Here is a 21,573-nt window from a genome sequence, read left to right as displayed (position 1 = left end):
CGTGCACCCCGGCGACCGGCGCCACCGGGCCGTCGCCGGCCCGCTTGTGGTCGCCTGCACTCGGTAGCGTTGCGCATGGCTTCCGGCGCAGTGCGTTCCGCGCTGGTCGCGGTCAGGCCGTAGTACTTCTTCACCCGTACCCCGTGCCTTGGGGTAGGTGCAACGGTAGGAGGCATGGGGCTTCCACGCTTCGGGCGCCTGGCTATAGAGGTTTGAACGGGCTCTGGTGCTCGTTCTGTGGATCGTAACGCTGCGTGTGTGACCTGGTCGGAGTGGTAAGTCGGTTGACGGCGGCGGTAGCGCACGCGGGCGCGGTCGGCAGCGGCGAATCAGCGCTTCACGTGCGAGTGGTGAGCCGCGCGAGTGCCGCGTCGTAGCGTGCCTGGAGTCCGGCGTCGGCTGATACGCGCAGCAGTGCGCCGAGCGCCCGTACCGCGCCGTCGTCGTAGCCGGAGGACTCCGCTTCCCGGGCCGCCACCTCGAGTTGCCTGATGCCCTCGGCTTCGTTGCCGAGCGCCAGCAGCGCCTCTCCTTTCACCATGAGCAGCAGTGTCCGGGGGATGTCGGTCGTGCCCAGTTGGTCGTGGAGGGCCAGGGCCTGGGTCGCGGTGTCGAGGGCCTGGCGCCATTGGCCGGCGTCGGCCCGGTGGCGGGCGAGGTGTTGCAGGGCCAGTTTTTCGATGGTCCGGTCGCCGGCCTGGCGCGCCAGCTCCACCGCCCGCTCGCATCCCTGTGCGGCCTCGTCCAGGCTGCCGAGTGCCGCTTGGGCCATGGCCACAACGATCAGAGCGTTCGCCTCGGCCACCGCGTCACCTGTCCGGGAGGCGAGTGCGCGGGCGGCCTCCAGGTGGGTGAGTGCCTCGGGAATGTGCTCTTCCTCGATCAGAATCCAGCCGAGGACGTTGAGTATCCGTGACTGGCCGTGGTGGTCGGCGTCGGTGCGGGCGGCTTCGAGCGCGGTCTCAAGGAGCGGAGCCCAGCCATCGCGCACGCGCCACATGATCAGCGGCCACAGCGTCAGGACGATGCGCCAGGTCCTGCCGTGCAGTCCGGCGGCGTGCGCCGCGGCCACTGCCAGGGTGAGGTCGTCCCGCTCGGCCGCGTACCAGGCCACGGCGGCGGACCGGTCGGCGAACTCCCGTACGGCGGCGGGTGGCAGGAAGTCCTTGGGCAGCGCGAAGCACTCCTCGTTGCCGGGCTCGGCGGCGGCCACCGCCGCGAGTCCCGTGGCGAGGTAGTGGTCGAGCACGCGCTTGAGCGCATCGGGCCCGGCGTCCAGGCTCCGTGCGTAGAGCCGCACGAGATCGTGCATCGTCCAGCGGCCGGGCGCCGTCTCCGTGACGAGGTGCGCGGCGGCCAACCGCTCCAGGCAGGTCTCGGCGGCTGCCGGGTCCGTGTCTGCCAGGGCCGCCGCGGCGTACCGGTCGAGGTGCGTGCCGGGGTGGCAGCCGAGATGGGCGAACAGGCGGGAGACGCGTTCCGGGAGCTGTTGCAGCGTCACCCGCAGCACCGCTCGCACGCTGGTGTCCTCCACGTCCAGCAGGCTCAACCGGCTCGTTTCGTCGGACAGTTCGGCGGCCATCGCGCTCAGCGGCCAGGTGGGCCGTTGCGCCAGGCGGGCGGCCGTCACCCGCAGCGCCAGGGGCAGTCCGCCGCACAGTTCGGCCAGGCGTCGCGCGGCCGCCGGCTCCGCGCGGACCCGTTCGGCGCCGAGTACTCCGGCCAGGAGCATCGTGCCGTCCGTTGGCCCGAGCACGTCCACGGCGACGGGCCGGGCGGTGTCGGTGACGATCAGCCCCGGCAGCCGGTGTCTGCTGGTGACGATGGTGACGCAGCGGTGCCCGCCGGGCAGGAGCGGTCTGACCTGCTCGGAGTTGCGCGCGTTGTCGAGCACCACGAGGAGTTGGCGGTCGGCGGCCAGCGACCGGAACAAGGCGGCTGCGCCGTTGACCGACTCCGGTATCCGGCCGTGCGTCACACCGAGCGCCGGCAGGAACTCGCGCAGCACCTCCATGGCAGAGGGCTCGCCCGTGTCGCCGAAGCCGCGCAGGTCGGCGTAGAGCCGCCCGTCGGGGAATGCGGCACGGCTCTGGTGGGCCCAGTGCAGTACGAGCGCCGTCTTGCCCACCCCGGCGGGCCCGATGGCCAGGCACACCGGCGCCTCACCCACGGCGGCCCGGGACACCGCGGCCAGCTCCGCCGCCCGCCCGTGGAAGCCGCGCGGCGTGCGCGGCAGCAGATCAGGCACACCCGCTGGCGCAACGGCCCTGGGTACAGCGGCAGGCGCCAGTACCTGCGCCGCGGGGGCCCGGCGGGGCCGTCCCAGGCTCGCCAGGCGCTCCAGTTCCCCCGCGTCCCGCGGGCTCAGGCGCAGGGCCGTGGCCAGGGCATCCACGGTCCGGCGCTGCGGCCCGCGTGAGCGTCCGCGCTCCATGTACGACAGCGCCCGCACACTGACCCCCGCCGCCTGCGCCAGCTCCTCCTGCGTGAGCCCGGCGCTCTTGCGCAGGCCGTGCAGGAGCACGCCGAAGCCGCCGTCGGCCGGTGTTCCCGTACCCATCCTCAAAGCCCCCACAACGCCAGGGCCCACCGGGCCCGCAACCCCACCCGCAAAAGTATGCAGCAACCAGCAACCTACTTTTGCAGGTGGAATTTCCTGTTGCGCCTGGGCGGCGTCGGGTTGGCTTGAGGCCGTACGAACGCGGGGCCGGCCCCACCCGGCCGCCGCGCTCCGTCACTTCGCGTACCCCGTGTCCGCCGCCGAAGCCGCGGCCGAACACCACCCAGAGCGGGCCGACCGGCCTCGCCAACGAGCTGCGCCCGCGCAGCGACACCCACCTCTCTCCCGACTTCGCGCACACCTACGAACCCCCAGGAAAGGCCTGCTCCGATGTCATTCACCCTGTCCGAGGCGCGAAGAAGGGCCCCTGTGCTGGCTATGGCGCTGGCCGTTCTTCTCGGCCTGCTCATCGGGTACTCCGCTCCGGCCGCTCATGCTGAACGGCCCAGTGCCGAGACGGTTGCGACGTGGAACTCGCAGGGCGCCAAATGGAGTGATGTGCGGAACCTCAGTCGGGACAACGGCATCGTCCTGGTCCAGGAGGCGGGCCCCCGCCCGGATCCACTCATCATGCGCCATGTGATCTCCATACTTACCCCGAACGGCTATGCAGTCGAGCGGTACGAATGGCCTGACAGGGGAGGTGCGTTCCGGCATGTGTACTGGCTTGCGGGCCGGCCCCAGGACGGAGGGAACGGCGGCCGGGTCAACCTGGCGATCGTCACGCACCGGCCCGCGGATGAGGTGTTCGTCGCTCCCCCCGGCCGGAACGGGACACGGCCTGCCCTGGGCGTGCGCTTCGACGACGACATTTACTACTCCGTGCACGCACAGGCATCCGGCCGCCACAACGAGGCTAACGAACTGACCGCGAACATCGACCAGCAGGCACGCCAGGCGGGCCGCCATTGGGCAGCAGTGGGGGACTTCAACCGTGACCCGAGCGACATGGGCGAGGCGGGGCGCGCGCATCCTGGGTACATTTACCAATCCGGGCGTGCCACTCAGCAGAGCGGCGGGGAGCTCGACTACATGATCTCCTCCCGACTTATGCCCGATTACTACGCGCAGCGGGGCGCATACATGAATTCAGACCACTACCCGGTGATATTCCGTACCCGCCAGGTCAGGCTGGGAGTGCCGATGGGTCTCGCCAGCGCCAGTGACCAGGACCGTGTCCTGGCACCCGAGCGAGGCAGCTCGGAGAACGGCACGCGGATCGTTCCGGTCACCGACAGCATGATGGGCATTGTTACCTGGCGCTTGCGGGGCGCCGCGAACAACCACCTCAACCTCGTCAACAACCAGACCGACAAATGCATCGACGTCTCCGGCGGCAATGGCGCCACCAGTGGGAGCTCCCTCAACGAATGGGACTGCGCCGGACAGCACAGCCAGGAATTCAGCCTCACCTCGATCGATCCCGGGTCCTTCCACCTCGTGCACGAGAGGACCAAACTATGCGTGACCATGAAGGGCGAAAAGGGCCTCAGGTTCCCCGTCTTGAGCAGGTGCACCGACACCGACACCCAGCTCTTCATACCCGTGTTCCGCAGTTGACCAGTGGCACGCGCGCGGCCAGCAGCGGCCCGCGCGCTCCAGCAGGCACTGCTGCCCGGTGGTGTCGGGTGCGCTCGTCGCTCCTTGCACCCCTCTCATGAGAAACATTCCAGGCGACCAGCCTGCCGCACGAGGAGAGTCATGAAGAAAGCGAAACTCGGCATAGCCGGAGCCCTGGCCGCCGCATGCATGAGCATGGTCGCGGCGCCCTCCGCACATGCGGCCGATCCCGTTCTCGACAGAGTGAACACGGTGGTGAACCAGCAGACCGGCCGCTGTCTCGATTCGGACCTTCAGGGGAACGTGTACACCAAGGCGTGTACCGCCGACAACCCGTACCAGCAGTGGGTGCCGCGCGGGACCGAAACCGAATTCCGTCTCGAGAATGTTCGTACCGGACTGTGCCTCGCCGCCATTAGCGACACGGAGGTCCGTGCACTGCGTTGCGCCCCGAATTACTATCCCCAGCAGTGGTACTTCACTTCCTATGCCGGTTCCAATGCGCTGATGAACCAGAAGGTTAGCGAAGCGGCGAGCGTCGCCTTGGATTCGGACGACAAAGGCAATGCGTACCTGAAGTTGCGTACGGTCAACAACCGCTACCAGAGCTGGCTGTTCTTCCGCGTCTGACCGGCCGCTCCCCATCCGTTCGTGTGGGCGGAGAGCTCGTACAAAAGCCTGCTGCAGGTGAGCTGTCCGGTACAGACGCACGGAAGAAGGGCCTCTTGCATCTGGCGGCCACCCAGTCCCGCGAGAAGCAAGGGGCCACGGCCCGAAGCTGCCCCGCCCATCGGTTCGGGAACGCGACCGGCCGGCCCTGTACGCCTGTGACGGCGGCACCTGGAAGTGCGCGCCGGTGACGGCGCGCCTGGACCACGCCGACGGCCGCCCCGAATACCAGGTCGCCCTCCAGACCAGCCGGGGCCGCGGCACCGTGCACCGCGCCTACTGGCTGCCCCAGCCCGGCCTGCGCTGCGCCCACGACAGCACCTCCAGCCCACCGACCGCACACCATCCCGAAGACCGCCGCCGGCTGACCGGCGGGCGACCACAGTCCACGCAGGCACTGCTGCCCGGCGGTGCCAGGGCTCGCTGGGTCAAGGCCGGCGGGCCGACGCAGAGCACGAAGCTGGTGACAGCCGCGCGCGACGGCGAGCCGTTCGACGAGCACACGGGCTTTCCGGCGTCCGAGCTGCGCGCCATCGAGCAGCGGACAACGTGGTACGACCTCGCCTACGAATATCTCGACCAGAGATGGGACCGCACGCCGGGAAAGACCCGCTGCAGTCTGGCCGACGCATTTGCCCCCATCACGCCTGCTCTGGTGCTGCCAGGCGTGGCCTACCCGGAGCCCAGGGTGCTGCGGCGCGCCTTGTACTCGTGGGCCTTCAACAAGAATGCGTGGTCCTGGGAGCCGGACGATGAGTGGCGCAAGCCATCGAATGGATGAAGCGGCACTCCCTACCTGTCAGCGCTCTGGCGGAGGCCGACGTGCTGCGCAGGGCGCTGGATGCCATGTGCGGCAAGTTGGACGGGAAGACTGCTGCGGCCAAGACGGCGCGGCGCAAGAGGGCTGCGTTCAACGAGGTCCTCAACACGGCGATGGAGAGCAGGTTCTTCGCGGAGAGCCCCCTCAACGGGCTGAGGTGGAGCGCGCCAGCGGTCAACGAGGAGGTGGGCCCGGGTGCGGAGCATGTACTACGTGGCCATGCGGCCGACGGAGGTCATCCACCTGCGGCTCGACCAGTGTCATCTGCCCGATAACGGGTGGGGATTGGTGAACCTGTCCGGTGGCGTCGTCACCTCGGGCAAGCAGTGGACGGACGACGGCGCTGTGCACGAGGTGCACTCGTTCAAGCGCCGCGCGGCCACCGCGACCCGGCAGGTGCCCATCCCACCGCAGTTCGTGCGCATGCTCAAAGCACACATCGAACGCTTCGGCGTGGCACCGGACGGGCTGCTGTTCCGCAACATGGCAGGCAACTACGGGGACGTTGCGGCTTACGGAATGACGTCGGCACGGGCCCGCGAGTTGGCTTGACCCGGGCGGGACGTGCCACCGGCCTGGCCAAGCGGCCGTACGACCTGCGGCACGCCGGGTTCTCGTTTTGGCTGCACTCGGGCGACCGAGGTTCGGGTCCGTGACTGGTCCGGAAGGGCTGGGCGGGAGGGGGTTAGCGGCGGGAGGGGCTGGGAGGCGCCACGCAATACAGGTCTCGCTCCGAGTTAGCTGAGAAGAAGGCGCCTGACGGGCAGAAGTCCAGCTCAGGCGCCTTCCCGCGGGCCGTTAGAAGAACCCCGGCTTCTTCGGCGAGTAGCTCACCAGCAAGTTCTTCGTCTGCTGGTGGTACAAGACTCATAGTAGTGCTGAACTGCTGCAATGCTGGCTGTGAGCGCCATTGGGGAAGCGTTGGTCCGTGTATGGTCCGGATCATGTGCTCGGCCACCGTTATGCCTTGCTGGCGCATGGTGGTTCAGAGGTTCGGCTTCGGGTACGCACGCGGGACCCGCCAGTCCGGCTCGGGGAGAAGAGATCCGGCGACGGGGACGGCTCCGCACGTGCGCGAAGGTACGTCGATGGCCTCCTTCACGGCGGGCGCTCACGAGGCATCAGGCGATCAGCACTTCGGCCGGTAGCGCCGTGGTCGAACGACGTGTGTCCCGAGGACCTCGCAATCCTGCCAGCGTATCGGCACCTGCAGCTACCTCCCGTGAGACTCCCAGTTCTGACTGCCCGCAAGTAGCCCTGCCGTATGTCACTTCCTCGGCGTGGGTAAATTTGCCGCTGGGGGCACGATGAGGGCCATAGACGGGGGGACTGGTACGTGGGCTGGCGCGACGAGATCGCTACGGCGCTCGGCGAGTGGATCAATGTGGAAGGCGGTGCGGGCAAGCAGCCTCGCTGGCAGCGCATCGGCCGGGCGGCCCGCACAGGGGACGCGGGGCAGTACGCTGTCGATCTCCGTGGCTCCGACATCGGGCCCGATCAGCTCGACAGTCTGCGGCTTGCCGGACCGGAGAACGACGGTGTTGAGACGAACGGCTTCGCGGTCGCGGAAATGGTTCAGAACGGTTCTCTGCTGTCTTTACGGGTGGCCGAGTTCGCCGACGTGGCCGACCCGCACCTGTGGATGCTGAAGCAGCCGCCCACGTTCCTTGTCGAAGCCTTGCGGGACGGCATCTCCGGTCTCGGTGAGCACCCTCTGGCGGCAGCCCTTGCAGCCGGCCGCCTTGGCGGAGCACCGGCCCACGAGGCAGACCCGCCCGGATTCCACCCCGCGCAAAGCGACGCCTACCGGGCCTGCCTCGGAGAGGGGGTATACCTGGTGTGGGGCCCTCCGGGCACGGGGAAGACGACCGTCCTGAAACGAGCCATCGGCGATCTCATCACCAGGGGCGACCGAGTGCTGCTGGTCTCGGCCACGAACATCGCCGTGGACAATGCCCTGCTCGGAGTGGTGCGGGCCAAGCGGCACAGCCCCGGCGACATCGTCCGGGTGGGCCCGCCGCATCTACGGGAGGTGGCCGAGGACGCCTCGGTGTCGCTGCCGTTGATGGTCAAGGCGCGTTTGGCGGACACGGCCGCCCGGCGCAGCACCCTCGAAACCGAACTCGTCGAAATCAAGCGTCGAGCCGAGCAGCTCGCCGCCCTGGACGGTGGTCTGGCCGGGTTCGACTCCGCTGCCTACTTCGCAGCGCTGAAGCTGCTCCGTACACCCGGTGAAGATCTCGCATCGGCGCGGGCGCGACGGGAAGCCGCCGGTCGACGTCTGGCCGACTCCGAGAGGGCTTACCGCGACGCCTTGTCCGCAGCCGAGACGGCCGCGGCCCGCGACAAGGCTGCGGAGGCGTCGCGTGCGCATTGGCGTGAGGTCGACCGGCTGTCCGGGGAAGCGGTCCAGGTACGGAAGGCAGTGGAACACCGTGAGGCAGCCGCGCTGCTGGCGGAAGGCGCCTGCGATTCCCTGCGCCAGGAACTGGCGGGAATAGAGGGCAAGGGCGCGGTGAAGAAGTGGCGTCTGCGCGAAAAGGCCGGCGAGCTGCAGCGGCAGCTGGCGGACGCCGAGCGGGCTGCCGCGTCCGCCAAGCGGTCGGCGACCGAGGCCCGCGCCACGGCCACCACCCACATCGAGGCCCTCGACGCTCGGATCGCAGCCCTGACCGACACCATTGCGCTCACCCGGGAGCAGGCCGCCGACTTGGCGGCCGACGCCAAGACACGCCTGGCAGCAGAGCGGGAGGCCGGTCGCGACTACGACAGGTGTAAAGAGGACAAGGCCAGGGCGGAGGAGGCCGCAGAGCGGGCTCAGCAGGCCAGTGACTTGACGGAGCAGGCAGAGCAGCAGGGCTGGCCGGCCCGTTTCGCCCGGGCGGGTCGGTTGCGCCCGGCTGTAGTCGCCGATACGACCCGGCGGCCTGCGCTGGAGAAGCAATACCAGGAAGCCCAGGAGGAGTACGAGCGTCTCGCCCGCGACGCCCAGAGCGAGATCATCAAAGACGCCAAGCTGGTCGCCACGACCCTGGCCCGGTTCCGTACGAACCGAGCAGTCTTCGAGGGGCCGTACGACGTCGTCCTCGTGGACGAGGCGGGCGCAGCCACCCTGCCCGAAGTCCTGCTCGCCACGGGAAAGGCCGGTCGGACGGCAGTCCTTCTCGGAGACTTCATGCAGTTGGGAGCGGTTGTCCCACCCGAGCTCAAGGTGCACGAGCGCGCGGACGTCAAGCGCTGGCTGTTGCCGGACGTCTTCCAGCACTGCGGAATAGCAGAACCGTCCGACGCCCAGGCCCACCCGGCCTGCGTCACCCTCACCCAACAGCACCGTTTCGGCCCTGCCGTCATGGGGTTGGCCAACGGCCTCGCATACGGTGGTGTGCTCACCGGAGGCAGTCAGACACAGGCGGCACGCCCGGCCGACGACCCGGAGATCGTGCTGATCGACACGGACGGGCTGCACGAGCTGGCCAGGGCACACCGGACCGGAAGCCGCAGCGGCTGGTGGCCGGCGGGCTCACTGATCGCACGGGCGCTGGTGGAACTGCACCGCGAACTGGGCGAGGAGACAGGCATCGTCACGCCCTACCGCGTCCAGTCCGATGCCACCCTGGAGGCACTGCGGGACGTGGAAGGCCCGGGAGGGGGCGCGCTGGCAGAGGTCGGCACCGCGCACAAGTTCCAGGGCCGGGAGTTCGACATCGTCGTTTTCGATACGGTGGAGGGCGGAGCGGGCAGCCGCGAGCTGTGGATGGCCTGCGCCCACCTACAGCCGGCGGCCAGCAGCTGGCCCCGGGACGGCGTCCGCCTCTTCAATGTGGCCGTCACCCGGGTCAAGACCCGTCTGTACATCATCGCCAGTGGCGAGCGCGTCAAGAACGCGAAACCAGGAAGCCCCCTTGCGCAACTCGCGGCACTCATCGAGGCCCGGCGCGGCGTGCGAGTCCTCCAAGCGAAGTCCTTGATCACCCCACCGACCGCGCCCCCTGCGCTCCGAGGGGAGTTCGGCACCGCGCTCGCCGAAGTGCTGAGCCGGCACGTCGAAGTGACGGAGATCGACGATGAGCGCGACTTCTACCGCACGTTCACCGAGGAGATCCGTCACGCACGACATTCCTTGTGGCTCTGGGCACCCTGGGTGGCCAAGCGGGTCAGCTCCCTGCTGCCCGAACTCCGTAAGGCGGCCGACCGCGGGGTACGCATCCGCGTCTTCATCCGAGACGACACCGATCAGCTCCAGAAGAAGCCGGCCAACCAGAAACTCATCGCCGACCTGCGAACCATCGTAGATGTGGTCGTACCGATGAACGTCATGCACCAGAAGATCGCGGTCATCGACGAGCGGACGGTCATGCTCGGCAGCCTCAACGTCCTCTCACAGAGCTGGACCCGTGAAGTCATGCTGACGATGCGGGGTGCACACTTCGCCCGGAAGCTGCTGGAACACGAGCACGCGGCGATTTTCGCGGCTCCGCCTCGCTGTGATCGTTGCAGGGGGAAGGAGATCGAGATCCGCCGCAGGCAGAATGGCACCTGGGTCTGGCGCTGCTACGCCCCGGCCTGCAAGACCACACCCAAGGGTGGGACGAACGCCTGGACCCATAACATCCGTCTAGGGCGGGGCCGCTAACCCCGCGACTTGTGCGCCGGAGTTGCTGAGAGCCACTGCTGTGCTCAGACGTCGGCATGGTTACGTCGCTGCCTGTGCCGGTCGGCCGGATCACCCCCTTCGAGCAAGGCGGTGAGGCTGGTCTGGAGAGCCTTGCCGGCCAGTTGGTGCGCCGTTGGCGTCACGGTCGTGGCGGTTGCTTTTGGCACGGGGCCGTAGTGAGGTTGCGATGGAGCGCAGGTCGGACCAAGTGACCGAACGCCATCTTTTGCAGGACGCATCGATGACAGCCGACATCTGAGGCCTAGCCGCAACAGATGCGGCCCGAACTCCTCGACCATCTTGCTGGTGGCCGCTCTGCCGAAGACATGCCACACCGCCTGATGAACTGCGCGAGCCGGAGCAGTCAACGGCCACAGTGGGCGATCACGTACGCTGACGTCCCGGACCGGACCGATGTCGCGTACGGCGCCCACGAGGTGAACGCACGAGCGGCCGGCGCCCCTGCCGAAGGCGCGGGGCGCCGACCGCGTGCGGTGCGCGCACCGGTCAGGCGATGGCCCTGATGGTGGTCCGCCAGCCCCCGGTACCGACCAGCACCGGAGTGTCGTGCACGGTGCCCTTGGCGGGGTAGTACAGCAGCGTGCCGGTGTCCTCGTCGGTGGTCGCCCACAGGTCCGTGAGCTTGTCGCCGTTCGCGTCACCGGGCGCGGCCAGCAGCGGCCGCTTGGCCCGCCACCAGCCACCGGAGCCGTAGACGCTGGTGGTGCCGTTCACCAGGCTGACGGGGTCGGTGCCGCCCGTGGCCGCGTCCGCTGCTCCGTGATGCAGCAGGACCTGGCCGGTCGTGTCGTCGCGGACGAGCAGGTCCGGCCGCCCGTCACCGGTCAGGTCACCGGGGGCCACGAGATCGCGGCGGCCCCAGCCGGACTCCGCCAGCGGATAGGCGTCCTCGACGTAGCCCTTGGGGTGGCCGGCCAGGAACCACAGACCGTCGCCGACGCGGGCGAGGAGGTCCGGGTAGTCGTCGCCGGTGATGTCTCCCAGGGAGGTGATCTGCGTGATCTTGGTCGGGTCCAGCTCGGGGACGAACTGCGTGAATTCCTGGGCGTTGTCGGTGTCGATCTCACCGAATCCCGTATTGGCGTACACCCAGAGTCTGCCGTCGGCATGGCGGGCCACCAGGTCCTCGTAACCGTCGTTGGTGTAGTCGCCGCGGCGGGTGATCAGGGTGTTGTCGAATCCGGATTCGGCGGCGGTCATCGGCGTACCGAGATTCCCGTCGTTGCCGTTACCGGGGTACATGCGCAGCTTGTTGTCGATGTCCACGGCCCACAGGTCCGGGGTGCCGTCGCCGTTGAGGTCACCGGGCTTGTCCTTGATGCCGGCGCCGGAGGCGTAGAAGAGGTAGGCCCCCGTGTCGGAGCGGTTGCCCGCGGCATCCTCGCTGTAGACGTACAGCACGTGCGGACCGGCGTGCGTAGGGGTGAGCCTGACCTGCGCGCTGCCGCCGGGGGCGGCGGGGCCGGCCTTGGTGGTCGGGTTCTTCTGGTTGAGCCCGTAGACGTACCGGACCACGTCCTTGGCGCCGTTGCTGTCGAGGGTGAAGGTGCCGGTGGTCCTGGCCGGGGCGCCGTGGGTGCCGTCGTCCCCGTTGGGGAACTCCTGGGAGCTGACCGCGGGAGGGGTGCTCGGGCGGGTCTTGTCGACGGCGAACCGGCACGGCGGTTCGGGTGTCATGGCGGTGGTCGACCGTCCGTCCTGCGCGGCGACCTGCCAGGAGTAGGAGGTGCCGTCCTTGAAGGTGCTCTTGGGCACGGTCACTTTGGCGATGCTGCCGCTGGTGACGTTCACCGTCCTGTCGAAGACGCTGCCGGCGGTACTGCCGGTGGGCCACATCAGGAAGCGCGCCTTGAGCGTGCCGCCGTCCGGATCGGCGATCTTCGCGTAAAGCTGGACGTCGGTGTTGCCGATCTTCGGGTACGGCGTGGCCTGGCACGGTACGTGCGGGTTGCTGCCGTGGCCGGTGGGCTTGTTGGGGGCACGGTTGTATTCGACGATCAGTTTCGGGTTGCTGTTGAACTTCTTCCAGGCGTACGGATCCCTGCGGTCCTCGTACTCCTTGGGCACCCGCAGGCCGAGCGTCATGGTGGCCCACTTCTTCTTGGCCGCGTCCTTGGCCATCGAGGTCACGTTGAAGTCCACGCCGCGGTCCCCGCAGCCGTGTTCGTCGTTGCCGTGGGCGAAGCTCAGTGTCTGTACGAGCCGGATCCAGTCGGGCTGCTGGTTCCACGTCGTGCGGGGGGAGATCGTCCCGGTGTCCCACAGTTCGACGGGGTAGGGGGTGCAGGACCACGAGTGAATGTTGACGATGGTGAACTGGGCCGAGACCACGTCGACTCCGGCCAGGCCCTTTGAATCCATCTGGAAGAAGGAGCGCGCCGTGCCGCCGCCGCTGCTCTCGTGGCCGATCCGGGCCTCGGAGGTGCCCTTGCCGCTCCAGCCCGCGCCGTTCCAGAAGGAGGTGCCGGGGGCGGGCTTGTAGGCGATGGTCCATGCCTGGCGCTTGCCGCCGAAGGTGGGGTCGATGTAGACGGGGTAGGTGGTGTCGTGCCCGTTGAGTACGCTCTGGTCCGGCGTCAGGGTCAGGACCCCATTCGAGTAGTCCAGGCCGACGTCGGCCTGTTTACCGCCGGGTTCGGCACTGCCCGTGTCCGCGGGTCCGGCCGGGGCGGCGGCACGTGCGCGGCGCGCGCCGGAGGCCCCGGGCGGGGAGGCGGCGGGCGTCGAGGAGTCCCACATACGGGGAGTGGCGGAGGAGAACACTTCCTGGCCGGCGGGGTTGACGGCGCGGACCGTACCGGACCCGGGATCCTCCTGGACGGTTAACCCGTGCTCCTTCAAGCCCAGGCTCAGCTGCTTGAGTTCGGGATTGCGTGCGGCCTCCGCGGTCTTGACGACCAGGAGCTGGGAGATGGTCTCCGTCTCGGCGCGCATCTTGAGGTCGACGCCCGGGAACACCTCCGGGTAGGTGGCCTCATTGCCGTCCAGGACCGGGGCCGGGAGCTTGTCGGGCCACTCCAGGGTCAGCGAACGGCCCTGTTCGGACAGGGTGGCCAGGGCCTTGTCACCGCCCGCCGAGAAAGCGACGTCCAGTGTCGTGGCCCTTGGCCTGATCCTGTCGCCGACGCGTCCCAGTGTCGCGTCGACGGGCACCAGCTTGCCGTCCTTTCGTGCCCGTACGGGGCCGGCGTGCTGGGTGAGGGTGAAGGTGCCGGACGGGTTGGCGACCACCTCCTGGGTCTCCGTCCGCAGCGCGGTGACCTCCACTGGTTCGCCGCTGCTGCGTGCCAGGGCCAGTGCGCCGGCCTCGGTGGCGGGCGACGCGGCCGGGCCGGCCGGGGTTCGGGCGGCTTCGGAGGCGGAAGAGACACCGGCCGCTCCGGCCTGCGGGGCCAGGGACAAAGTGCCGACGCCGACCACGAGCGCCAGGGCGCTCACTCGGGCGCGCAAAGCTCTGCGGGGTCTGAGACGACCGCTCGTCAATATCACATTTTTCCCTTCTGCGGGATGGTCTTTGACCTCATAATCCGGACGAACTCTTTACCGGTTCTTTGCGCCTGGACGGGGCGCGCGTGACACCAAAGCACCATTGATGTGGGGTTGTCGAACAATAATGCGAACCGATATAACGGCGTGAGCTTTACCTGACCTTTAGGAGCGGTCGTGCCTGTGTTACGTGAATGGTGGTCTCCGCGAAGACGATGGAGACCGACCATCTCAGTGGTATTCCTCTCGCTGCTGATAACCCTGTTGAGCCCGGTCAGCCCGGCCGAGGCGGGCCGTACGGGGGCCGATCTGCCGGCGCTCCAGCGGGATCGGCCGGTGGCGGGCCACGAGTGGTCCGGCCGCAAGCGCGCCGGGGGGAACGGCGCCGCCACCCCGTGGAAGACCCCGGCCGCGCAACTACCGCGCGGCCACGCCGAAGTTGACCTGGCCTCCGCCACCAAGGCATCCCTCGCCCCTCGCGGCGACGGCCGGCGCGCGGCCGGAAGAGCCGGAAAGGCCGGCAACCTGCCGGTGCGGGTGACCCCCGTCGGGCAGCGCCGCGCGGCCTCCGCCGAGCCCGGCCTCGACACCGTCAAGGTGGAACTGCCGGACACCGGGACCATGTCCGGCCTCGGCGTGGACGGGCCGGTCATCAAACTCACCGGCACCGCCGCGCCCGCGTCCGACGACCGCGAGGGCGACCAGGCCGGCGACACCGGTTCCGGCAAGGTCTCACGGTCCGGGAAGGCGGACGGCGAGTCCTCACCGGACGACGCCGGCCCCCGCGCGCAGACTGCCGGCACCGCGGCCGCGCAGCGCGCACCGCCCCGGCAGCAGGTGGACGTCGAGCTCGACTACTCCTCCTACGCCCAGCACTACGGTGGTGACTGGGGCTCCCGGCTGCGGCTGGTACGGCTCCCCGACTGCGCCGCCACCACTCCCGGGCGGGCCGGCTGCGCCACGCCCGAGGAGATCGGCGGCGAGAACGACTCCGCCGCACGGCGGCTGACCGCCCGCGTCACCCTCTCCGCCGGCCACCCGCTGACACTCGCGGCAGCGGCCGGAACGTCAGGCTCCGCCGGCAGCTTCAGCGCCACCTCCCTGTCCCCGTCCGGCACCTGGGCCGCGGGCGGGCAGTCCGGCGGCTTCTCCTGGACCCACCCCATCGACGTCCCCGAAGCGCCGGGCGGGCCCGAGCCCGAGATCGAGTTCGGCTACTCCTCCCAGGCCATCGACGGGCGTACCGCCTCCACCAACAACCAGTCCTCCTGGATCGGTGAGGGCTGGGACTACCACCCCGGATTCGTCGAGCGCCGCTACAAGTCCTGCTCCCAGGACATGAAGGAGGGCGCGAACAACAAGACCAAGACCGGCGACCTGTGCTGGTTCGCGGACAGCCTCACCCTGTCCCTGGACGGCTCCAGCAACGAACTCGTCCGGGACGACAAGACCGGCGAGTGGAAGCTCGCCGACGACGACGGCGCCCGGATCGAGCTGAAGAAGGGCGCCGCCAACGGCGACGACGACGGTGAGCACTGGGTGCTGACCACCACCGACGGCACCCAGTACTGGTTCGGGCTGAACCGTCTCCCCGGCTGGTCCGACGGCAAGCCGGAAACGCACTCCACACAGACCGTTCCGGTGTTCGGCAACCACGCCGGCGAACCGTGCCACACCGGCTCCTTCGACACGTCCGACTGCACCCAGGCGTACCGCTGGAACCTCGACTACGTGGTGGACCCGCACGGCGACGCCATGAGCCTGTGGTGGGCCAAGGACACCAACCACTACGGGCGGCTCGGCAAGGCGGACAAGCCGGTCCGCTACGACCGCGACGCCTACCTGACCCGCATCGACTACGGCCAGCGGCACAACGCCCTGTTCACCGGCAAGGCCGCCGCGCGGGTCCACTTCCAGGTGGCGGAGCGCTGCCTGCCGGGCTCCGCGTTCGACTGCGCGCCGGGGAAGCTGACCAAGGAGAACGCCAAGTACTGGCCCGACGTCCCCTTCGACCTCAAGTGTGACGCGGGCGCCAAGTGCACCAACAAGCTCTCCCCGAGCTTCTGGACGACCAAGCGCCTGACGAAGGTCACCACCGAGGTACTGGCCGACGGCGCCTACGCCAAGGCCGACACCTGGGACCTCGTACAGAGCTTCCCGGCGACCGACGGCACCAGCCCCGCGCTGTGGCTGGCCTCCATCACCCGCACCGGGCACACCGGCGGCCAGGACACCACCCTGCCCCCGGTGACCTTCCGCGGCGAGATGATGCACAATCGCGTCGACGGTTTCGAGGGGCTGGAGCCGTTCGCCCGGTACCGCGTCCACGCCGTGGACACCGAGCACGGCTCCACGGTCGGCGTGACCTACTCCGCCCAGGAGTGCTCGGCCATGCCGGGCAAGGTCAAGCTGCCCACCGCGCACGACAACGGCATGCGGTGCTACCCGTTCTTCTGGACGCCCGAGTGGGCCGACAAGCCCCTCCAGGACTGGTTCCACAAGTACGTCGTCACCGAGGTCCGCGAAGAGGACAAGGTCACCGACGCCGCGCCGAAGGTCACCTCCTACCAGTACGTCGGGGCCCCGGCCTGGGCCTGGGACGAAAGCGAGCTGACCGAGGACAAGCACCGCACCTGGAGCCAGTACCGCGGCTACGCCAAGGTCCGCACGCTCACCGGCCGCGGCGACGACGGCAAGCGCGCCATGACCGAACACCTCTACTTCCGGGGCATGGACGGAGACCGGCTTCCGGACGGCAAGAAGCGCGAGGTCCAGGTCACCGACTCCGACGGCGGCACCATCGCCGACCTGCCCCAGTACGGCGGCCAGCAACGGGAGTCGCTGACCTACCTGGACGAGGGCGGCCAACTGGAGTCCGCCACCAAGGCGACCCCCATCTCCAAGATCACTGCCACCCGCAGCCGCGCGGACGACAAGGACCCCACGCGCACGGCACCCCTGCTGCACGCGTACCTGGGCCAGCCGGGCAGCAGCGAGGATCGCACCCGGCAGGGCGACGGGAGCTGGCTGCGCACCAAGGAGACCATCACCTACGACGAGTACGGACAGCCGGTCACCACGCACGACTTCGGTGATCTCGCGGACCCGGACGACGACGCCTGCACCACGGTCACCTACGCCCGCAACACCGACAAGTGGATCCTGGAGCTGGAGTCCCAGGAGCGCACCGTCACCGGCGCCTGCGGCGCGTCCGGCGGCCAGGTGGTCTCCGACACCCGCACCTCCTTCGACGGCGGCAAGTTCGGTGCCGCTCCGGTCAAGGGCGACGTCACCGCCGTCGAGGAGATCACCGGCGACGGCAAGGGTTACCAGGTCGCCGAGCGCACCGAGTACGACGTGCACGGCCGCCCGGTCACCAGCTGGGACGCCAACGACGAGGCGACCCGCACGGCGTACACCCCGGCCACCGGCGCCATCCCCACCAAGACGGTGGTCACCAACCCGCTCGGGCACACCGAGACCACGTACGCCGACCCGGCACGGGGCACCACCACGGCCGTCGTCGACGCCAACGGCCGGCGCAACGACATGCTCTACGACGGCCTGGGCCGGCTGACCAAGGTCTGGGACGTCAACCGCGACAAGGGCAAGGGCCAGTCGCCCAGCGCCGAATACGACTACAAGGTCACCAAGTCCAAGCCGACCACGGTGACCACCCGTTCCCTGAAGGAGGACGGCTCCTACTCCACCTCGGCGCAGATCTACGACGGCATGCTGAGGGAGCGGCAGAACCAGGACCCGGGCGTCGGCGGCGGGCGGCTGATCACCGACACCTTCCACGACACCCACGGCCGGGTCGTCAAGACCAACGACGCCTATTTCGCCGAGGGCGACGTGGGGGAGACGCTGCTGATCGTCGGCGACAACAAGGTCCCGCACCAGACGGCGTCCACCCTCGACGGCCTGGGCCGCCCGGTCAAGGAGGTCACCCGGCGCTTCGGTGACGACCAGCAGGTCACCACGGCCGAATACCGTGGCAACGAGTCCACGGTCTTCCCGCCGAAGGGCGCCACTGTCACGACGACCTCCACCGACCCGGAAGGCCGTACGACCAAGCGTCGCGAGTACCTCGACGCCGAGCGCACCAAGTACAACGACACCTCCTACGAGTACAACCGCAAGGGCTTGCTGTCGAAGGTCACCGACCCCGACAAGAACACCTGGACCTTCGAGTACGACGCCCGCGGCCGGCAGGTCAAGAAGACCGACCCGGACGCCGGCACCAGCACCACGGCCTACGACCGGGACGACCGGCCCGTCACCGTCACCGACGCCCGCGGCAAGCGGGTGTCCACCACCTACGACGCCCTGGACCGGCCGACATCCCTGCGCGAGGGCGGCCAGGACGGCCCCAAGCTGGCCGAGTGGACCTACGACACCCTGGTCAAGGGCCTGCCGTCCGCGTCGATCCGGTACGCAGGCGACGCGCAGTACCGCAACGAGGTCACCGGCTACAACCACGCCTACCAGCCCACCGGCACCCAGCTCGTCATCCCGTCCACGGAGGGCAAGCTCGCGGGCACCTACGCGTACGAGTACGGCTACAAGCCCAACACGGGTCTGCCGTTCTGGACGCTTATCCCGCAGACCGGCCCCATGGTCAAGGAACGGCTCGCCACCAGCTACAACAAGGAGGACCTGCCGACCGGCATCGGCGGACTGACGGACTACTCCTCCCACGTGGAGTACTCCGCCTCCGGTGAACTGCTGCGCAGCCAGTCCGGCGTGCAAGGCAGGAAGGTCTACTCGACGTCCTTCTACGACGAGCACACCCGCCGCCTGGTGCGCACCGTCCACGACCGCGACAGCAAGGACGCCAACGGCGGACGCATCGACGACATCGCCTACGGCTACGACCCGGCCGGCAACGTCACCAAGCTCGCCCGCACCCCGGGCGCGGCCATGCCGGACGCCGGGCAGGCCGACACCCAGTGCTTCGCCTACGACGCGCTGCGCCGGATGACCTCCGCCTGGACGGCCACCGACGACTGCGCGGCGACCCCGTCCAAGACCAACGTCGGCGGCCCGCAGGCGTACTGGCACAGCTACGGCTACGACGCGGTCGGCAACCGTACCCAGCTGGTCGAGCACGACACCGGCGGCAACACGGCCAAGGACGTCACCCGCACCTACCACTACCCCGGCCCGGGCAAGGACCGGCCGCGCGCCCTGTCCAAGGTCGAGTCCAAGGGACCCGACGGAACCTCGGTCAACACCTACGCCTACGACGACGCCGGCAACATGACGTCCCGCCAGGTCGGCGGCACGGCCCAGACCCTCTCCTACGATGCCGAGGGGAACCTCGCCAAGATCACGGAGAACGGCAGGACCACCGAGAACCTCTACGACGCCAACGGGAACCGGCTCATCCACCGCAGCGCCGACGGCGCCACCACGCTCTACCTCGGCGAGACCGAGCTGACCGTGGACGCCAAGGGCAAGCTGTCCACCACCCGGTACTACGAGCACCCCGACGGCGCCACCACGGTGCGTACCACCGAGGAGGGCGACGGCACCGGCGGCAAGGGCAAGCTCACCTTGCTACTCAACGACCACCACGGCAGCGCCTACACCTCGGTCGGCCTCGACCAGGAGGGGCTTCCGGTCGAACGCCGGCTGCTCACCCCCTTCGGCGAGGCGAGAGGAGCCCGGCCCACCTCCTGGCCCGGCAAGCGTGGGTTCGTCGGCGGCCGGACCGACGAGCAAACGGGCCTCACCCAGCTCGGAGCGCGGGAGTACGACCCGACCACCGGACGCTTCACCACGGTGGACCCGGTCATCGACTTCGGCATCCCGCAGCAGATGAACCCGTACGCCTACGCCAACAACGCACCGGCCACCGAGTCCGACCCGGACGGCGACTTCTTCCCGATCCTGATCGGCATCGCCGCCCGCATCGCCCTCCAGGTGGCGGCCCGCGCCGCCGCCCGCCGCGCGGCGCAGGCCGCGGCGCGAGCGCTGGCCAAGCGGCTCGCCGCGGAGGCCGCCAAGCGCCGGGCGCTGGCCGAAGCCGCCAAGCGGGCCGCCGCCGCAGCGGCCCGGAAGAAGGCCCAGCAGGCCGCGGCAGCCAAGGCCCGCGCGGCCGCGGCCCGCAAGCTCGCGGCCCAGGCGGCGAAGAAGGCCAAGCAGCGCGCCGCGTCCAAGGCGGCACCCAAGCGCTCGGCCAAGTACCGCTCCGCACCCAAGCAGCGGCCCAAGCCCCGCGCCAAGCCGCAGCCCCGCCCCAAGCCCCACCCCAAACCCAAGCAGGCCAAGCCGCAGGGATCCCGGCAGATCAAGAAGGAGATCAAGCAGGAGGTCAAGGAACAGGTCAAGGAACAGGTAAAGGAGGCAGCCCAGCCCCAGCAGAACCAGAGCTGCGCCACCAACAGCTTCGTGCCCGGCACCAAGGTCCTGATGGCCGACGGCACCCGCAAGCCCATCGAGGACGTCAAAACGGGCGACAAGGTCCTGGCAACCGACCCGGAAACGGGCGAAACCAAGGCCGAACCGGTCGTCGCGACCATCATCGGAGAGGGCAGCAAGGACCTGGTCCGCCTCTCCGTCCGCACCTCGGCCGAAGGCCCTGGCAAGGACGCCGCCCCGGCAACAGCCCGGCCCGGCGACTCCGGCAAGACCGTCAAGGTCTCCCAGCCTGCGGATCCGGACGGCTCCACCGGCAGCCTCATCGCCACCGACGGCCACCCCTTCTGGGTCCCCGACCTGAAGAAGTGGCTCGACGCCGGCGACCTGAAACCCGGCCAGTGGCTCCGGACCAGCTCCGGCACCTGGCTCCAGATCACCGCCGTCCGGGCATGGACCCAGAACGCGACCGTCCACAACCTGACGGTCCAGAGCGTCCACACGTATTATGCGGTGGCGGGGGCCACGCCGGTACTCGTACACAACTGCAGCTCTGGCGTAAACTCTGCCGGCGAATCATGTGGTTGCGGAGGCGGCCCCCAAGCCTATTCGGTCGCCTTTGAGATGACGCTCGACGCAGTCGATTTCGGTCGATCGCGAGGTACGCATTTCAGGCGGGCAAATACAGCGCTCGACGCGGCGCTTCAGTCGGACGCCGGCTTCGCTCAGTCGATGGAGCAAATGATTCCGGGGATCGGTAGGGCTGTCTCCTCGCAGGGAGGCAGACGAACACCGGCTGGGTGGACTTGGCAACATGAGCCGGCTTCCAACGCTGGTGGGCGACAGGGAGTGATGCGCCTCGTGCCGCGTTCCCAGCATGATCCTGGGTCGCTCTGGCAGCATCTGCTGCATCCCGGTGGCTCCGGCGGCTACTCGGAGTGGGCGGTGCCGAACGGCGCTCCACGCAATAGGAGGTGAGTCGACGATGTCGATTACGTTTACGCATCGAGACGGGGGTATGGAGGACGGCACCGAGGCCGACGTACCGTCGCTCGTCGCTGAGCTCGGTGGGCCCATCGATGATGAGCACCCAGACGTGTCAGTCACGGATGATGACTCCTCCTGGATTGTTTCAGCGTTTCAGGACGGAACTCTGGTGCTTGAAAACCTCGATGACAGCGACGTCCAGCCTCGCCATCTCCAGAACGTTTCGCGGGCGGAGACGACCCGGGTGATGTCCATGTTGGTTCGTGGTGACCTGGCCGCCCTCCAGCAGCTGGATTGGCTTCCCGGTTACAACTAACGCGCAGGATGAGCCCCGGTCGGCGACTACTGCCGACCGGGGCTTCCTTGGTCTCAGTGATGCCGAGGATCAAAGGGGAGGAGCGTAGCGAATGTTGAGCCGTGTCGGGCATGCGCTTGGGAGACTTCTGTGCGCCG

General features: G+C 69.0%; 9 protein-coding genes. 7 read left to right on the top strand and 2 right to left on the bottom strand.

Annotation, left to right across the window (positions count from 1 at the left end; all coding sequences use genetic code 11):
- Positions 1–337: 337 nt before the first annotated feature.
- Positions 338–2,560: an ATP-binding protein gene (locus tag ACH4OW_RS32905; RefSeq protein WP_398031544.1), complete on the bottom strand. Its 2,223-nt coding sequence runs from the start codon at positions 2,558–2,560 to the stop codon at positions 338–340.
- 330 nt (positions 2,561–2,890) lie between these two features.
- On the opposite strand from ACH4OW_RS32905, the gene ACH4OW_RS32900 reads away from it, so the two are divergent.
- The 5 genes from ACH4OW_RS32900 to ACH4OW_RS32880 all read left to right on the top strand — a co-directional run bounded on the left by ACH4OW_RS32900 (position 2,891) and on the right by ACH4OW_RS32880 (position 10,242).
- Positions 2,891–4,120, top strand: a complete 1,230-nt coding sequence (locus ACH4OW_RS32900; RefSeq protein ID WP_398031542.1) for an RICIN domain-containing protein — start codon at positions 2,891–2,893, stop codon at positions 4,118–4,120.
- 141 nt (positions 4,121–4,261) lie between these two features.
- Positions 4,262–4,750 carry an RICIN domain-containing protein gene (locus ACH4OW_RS32895; protein WP_398031540.1) on the top strand — a complete coding sequence of 163 codons (489 nt, stop codon included), beginning with the start codon at positions 4,262–4,264 and terminating at the stop codon, positions 4,748–4,750.
- A 226-nt stretch (positions 4,751–4,976) separates the two neighbouring features.
- The gene (locus ACH4OW_RS32890) at positions 4,977–5,570 is read left to right on the top strand and encodes a hypothetical protein (protein WP_398031538.1); all 594 of its coding nucleotides are present in this window, start codon (positions 4,977–4,979) and stop codon (positions 5,568–5,570) included.
- A 243-nt stretch (positions 5,571–5,813) separates the two neighbouring features.
- The gene (locus ACH4OW_RS32885; protein ID WP_398031536.1) at positions 5,814–6,161 is read left to right on the top strand and encodes a hypothetical protein; all 348 of its coding nucleotides are present in this window, start codon (positions 5,814–5,816) and stop codon (positions 6,159–6,161) included.
- Between the two features lie 784 nt (positions 6,162–6,945).
- On the top strand, positions 6,946–10,242 hold the full coding sequence (locus ACH4OW_RS32880; protein WP_398031535.1) for an AAA domain-containing protein: 3,297 nt from the start codon (positions 6,946–6,948) through the stop codon (positions 10,240–10,242).
- 528 nt (positions 10,243–10,770) lie between these two features.
- On the opposite strand, the gene ACH4OW_RS32875 is transcribed toward ACH4OW_RS32880, so the two are convergent.
- Positions 10,771–13,722 (bottom strand): FG-GAP repeat domain-containing protein, encoded by a 2,952-nt coding sequence (locus ACH4OW_RS32875; protein ID WP_398031534.1) that lies wholly within the window; start codon positions 13,720–13,722, stop codon positions 10,771–10,773.
- Between the two features lie 282 nt (positions 13,723–14,004).
- On the opposite strand from ACH4OW_RS32875, the gene ACH4OW_RS32870 reads away from it, so the two are divergent.
- Positions 14,005–21,111: an RHS repeat-associated core domain-containing protein gene (locus tag ACH4OW_RS32870; RefSeq protein WP_398031533.1), complete on the top strand. Its 7,107-nt coding sequence runs from the start codon at positions 14,005–14,007 to the stop codon at positions 21,109–21,111.
- Positions 21,112–21,151: 40 nt separating this feature from the next.
- A complete protein-coding gene (locus ACH4OW_RS32865) occupies positions 21,152–21,436 on the top strand; it encodes a hypothetical protein (RefSeq protein ID WP_360131807.1) in 285 nt (94 codons plus the stop codon).
- The last annotated feature ends 137 nt before the right edge of the window (positions 21,437–21,573 follow it).

This window comes from Streptomyces sp. NPDC017056 (assembly GCF_044332485.1).
In the GTDB taxonomy this organism is placed as follows: Bacteria; Actinomycetota; Actinomycetes; order Streptomycetales; family Streptomycetaceae; genus Streptomyces.
The sequence above is the reverse complement of the archived record's forward strand: the minus strand, read 5'-3'. Positions and strand labels throughout refer to the sequence as shown.

What these genes read in the sequence shown, in the direction of transcription:
- ACH4OW_RS32895 (WP_398031540.1), top strand. Translation starts at nt 4,262, where the DNA reads ATGAAGAAAGCGAAACTCGGCATAGCCGGAGCCCTGGCCGCCGCATGC.
- ACH4OW_RS32885 (WP_398031536.1), top strand. Translation starts at nt 5,814, where the DNA reads ATGTACTACGTGGCCATGCGGCCGACGGAGGTCATCCACCTGCGGCTC.
- ACH4OW_RS32865 (WP_360131807.1), top strand. Translation starts at nt 21,152, where the DNA reads ATGGAGGACGGCACCGAGGCCGACGTACCGTCGCTCGTCGCTGAGCTC.
- ACH4OW_RS32905 (WP_398031544.1), bottom strand. Translation starts at nt 2,560, where the DNA reads ATGGGTACGGGAACACCGGCCGACGGCGGCTTCGGCGTGCTCCTGCAC.
- ACH4OW_RS32900 (WP_398031542.1), top strand. Translation starts at nt 2,891, where the DNA reads ATGTCATTCACCCTGTCCGAGGCGCGAAGAAGGGCCCCTGTGCTGGCT.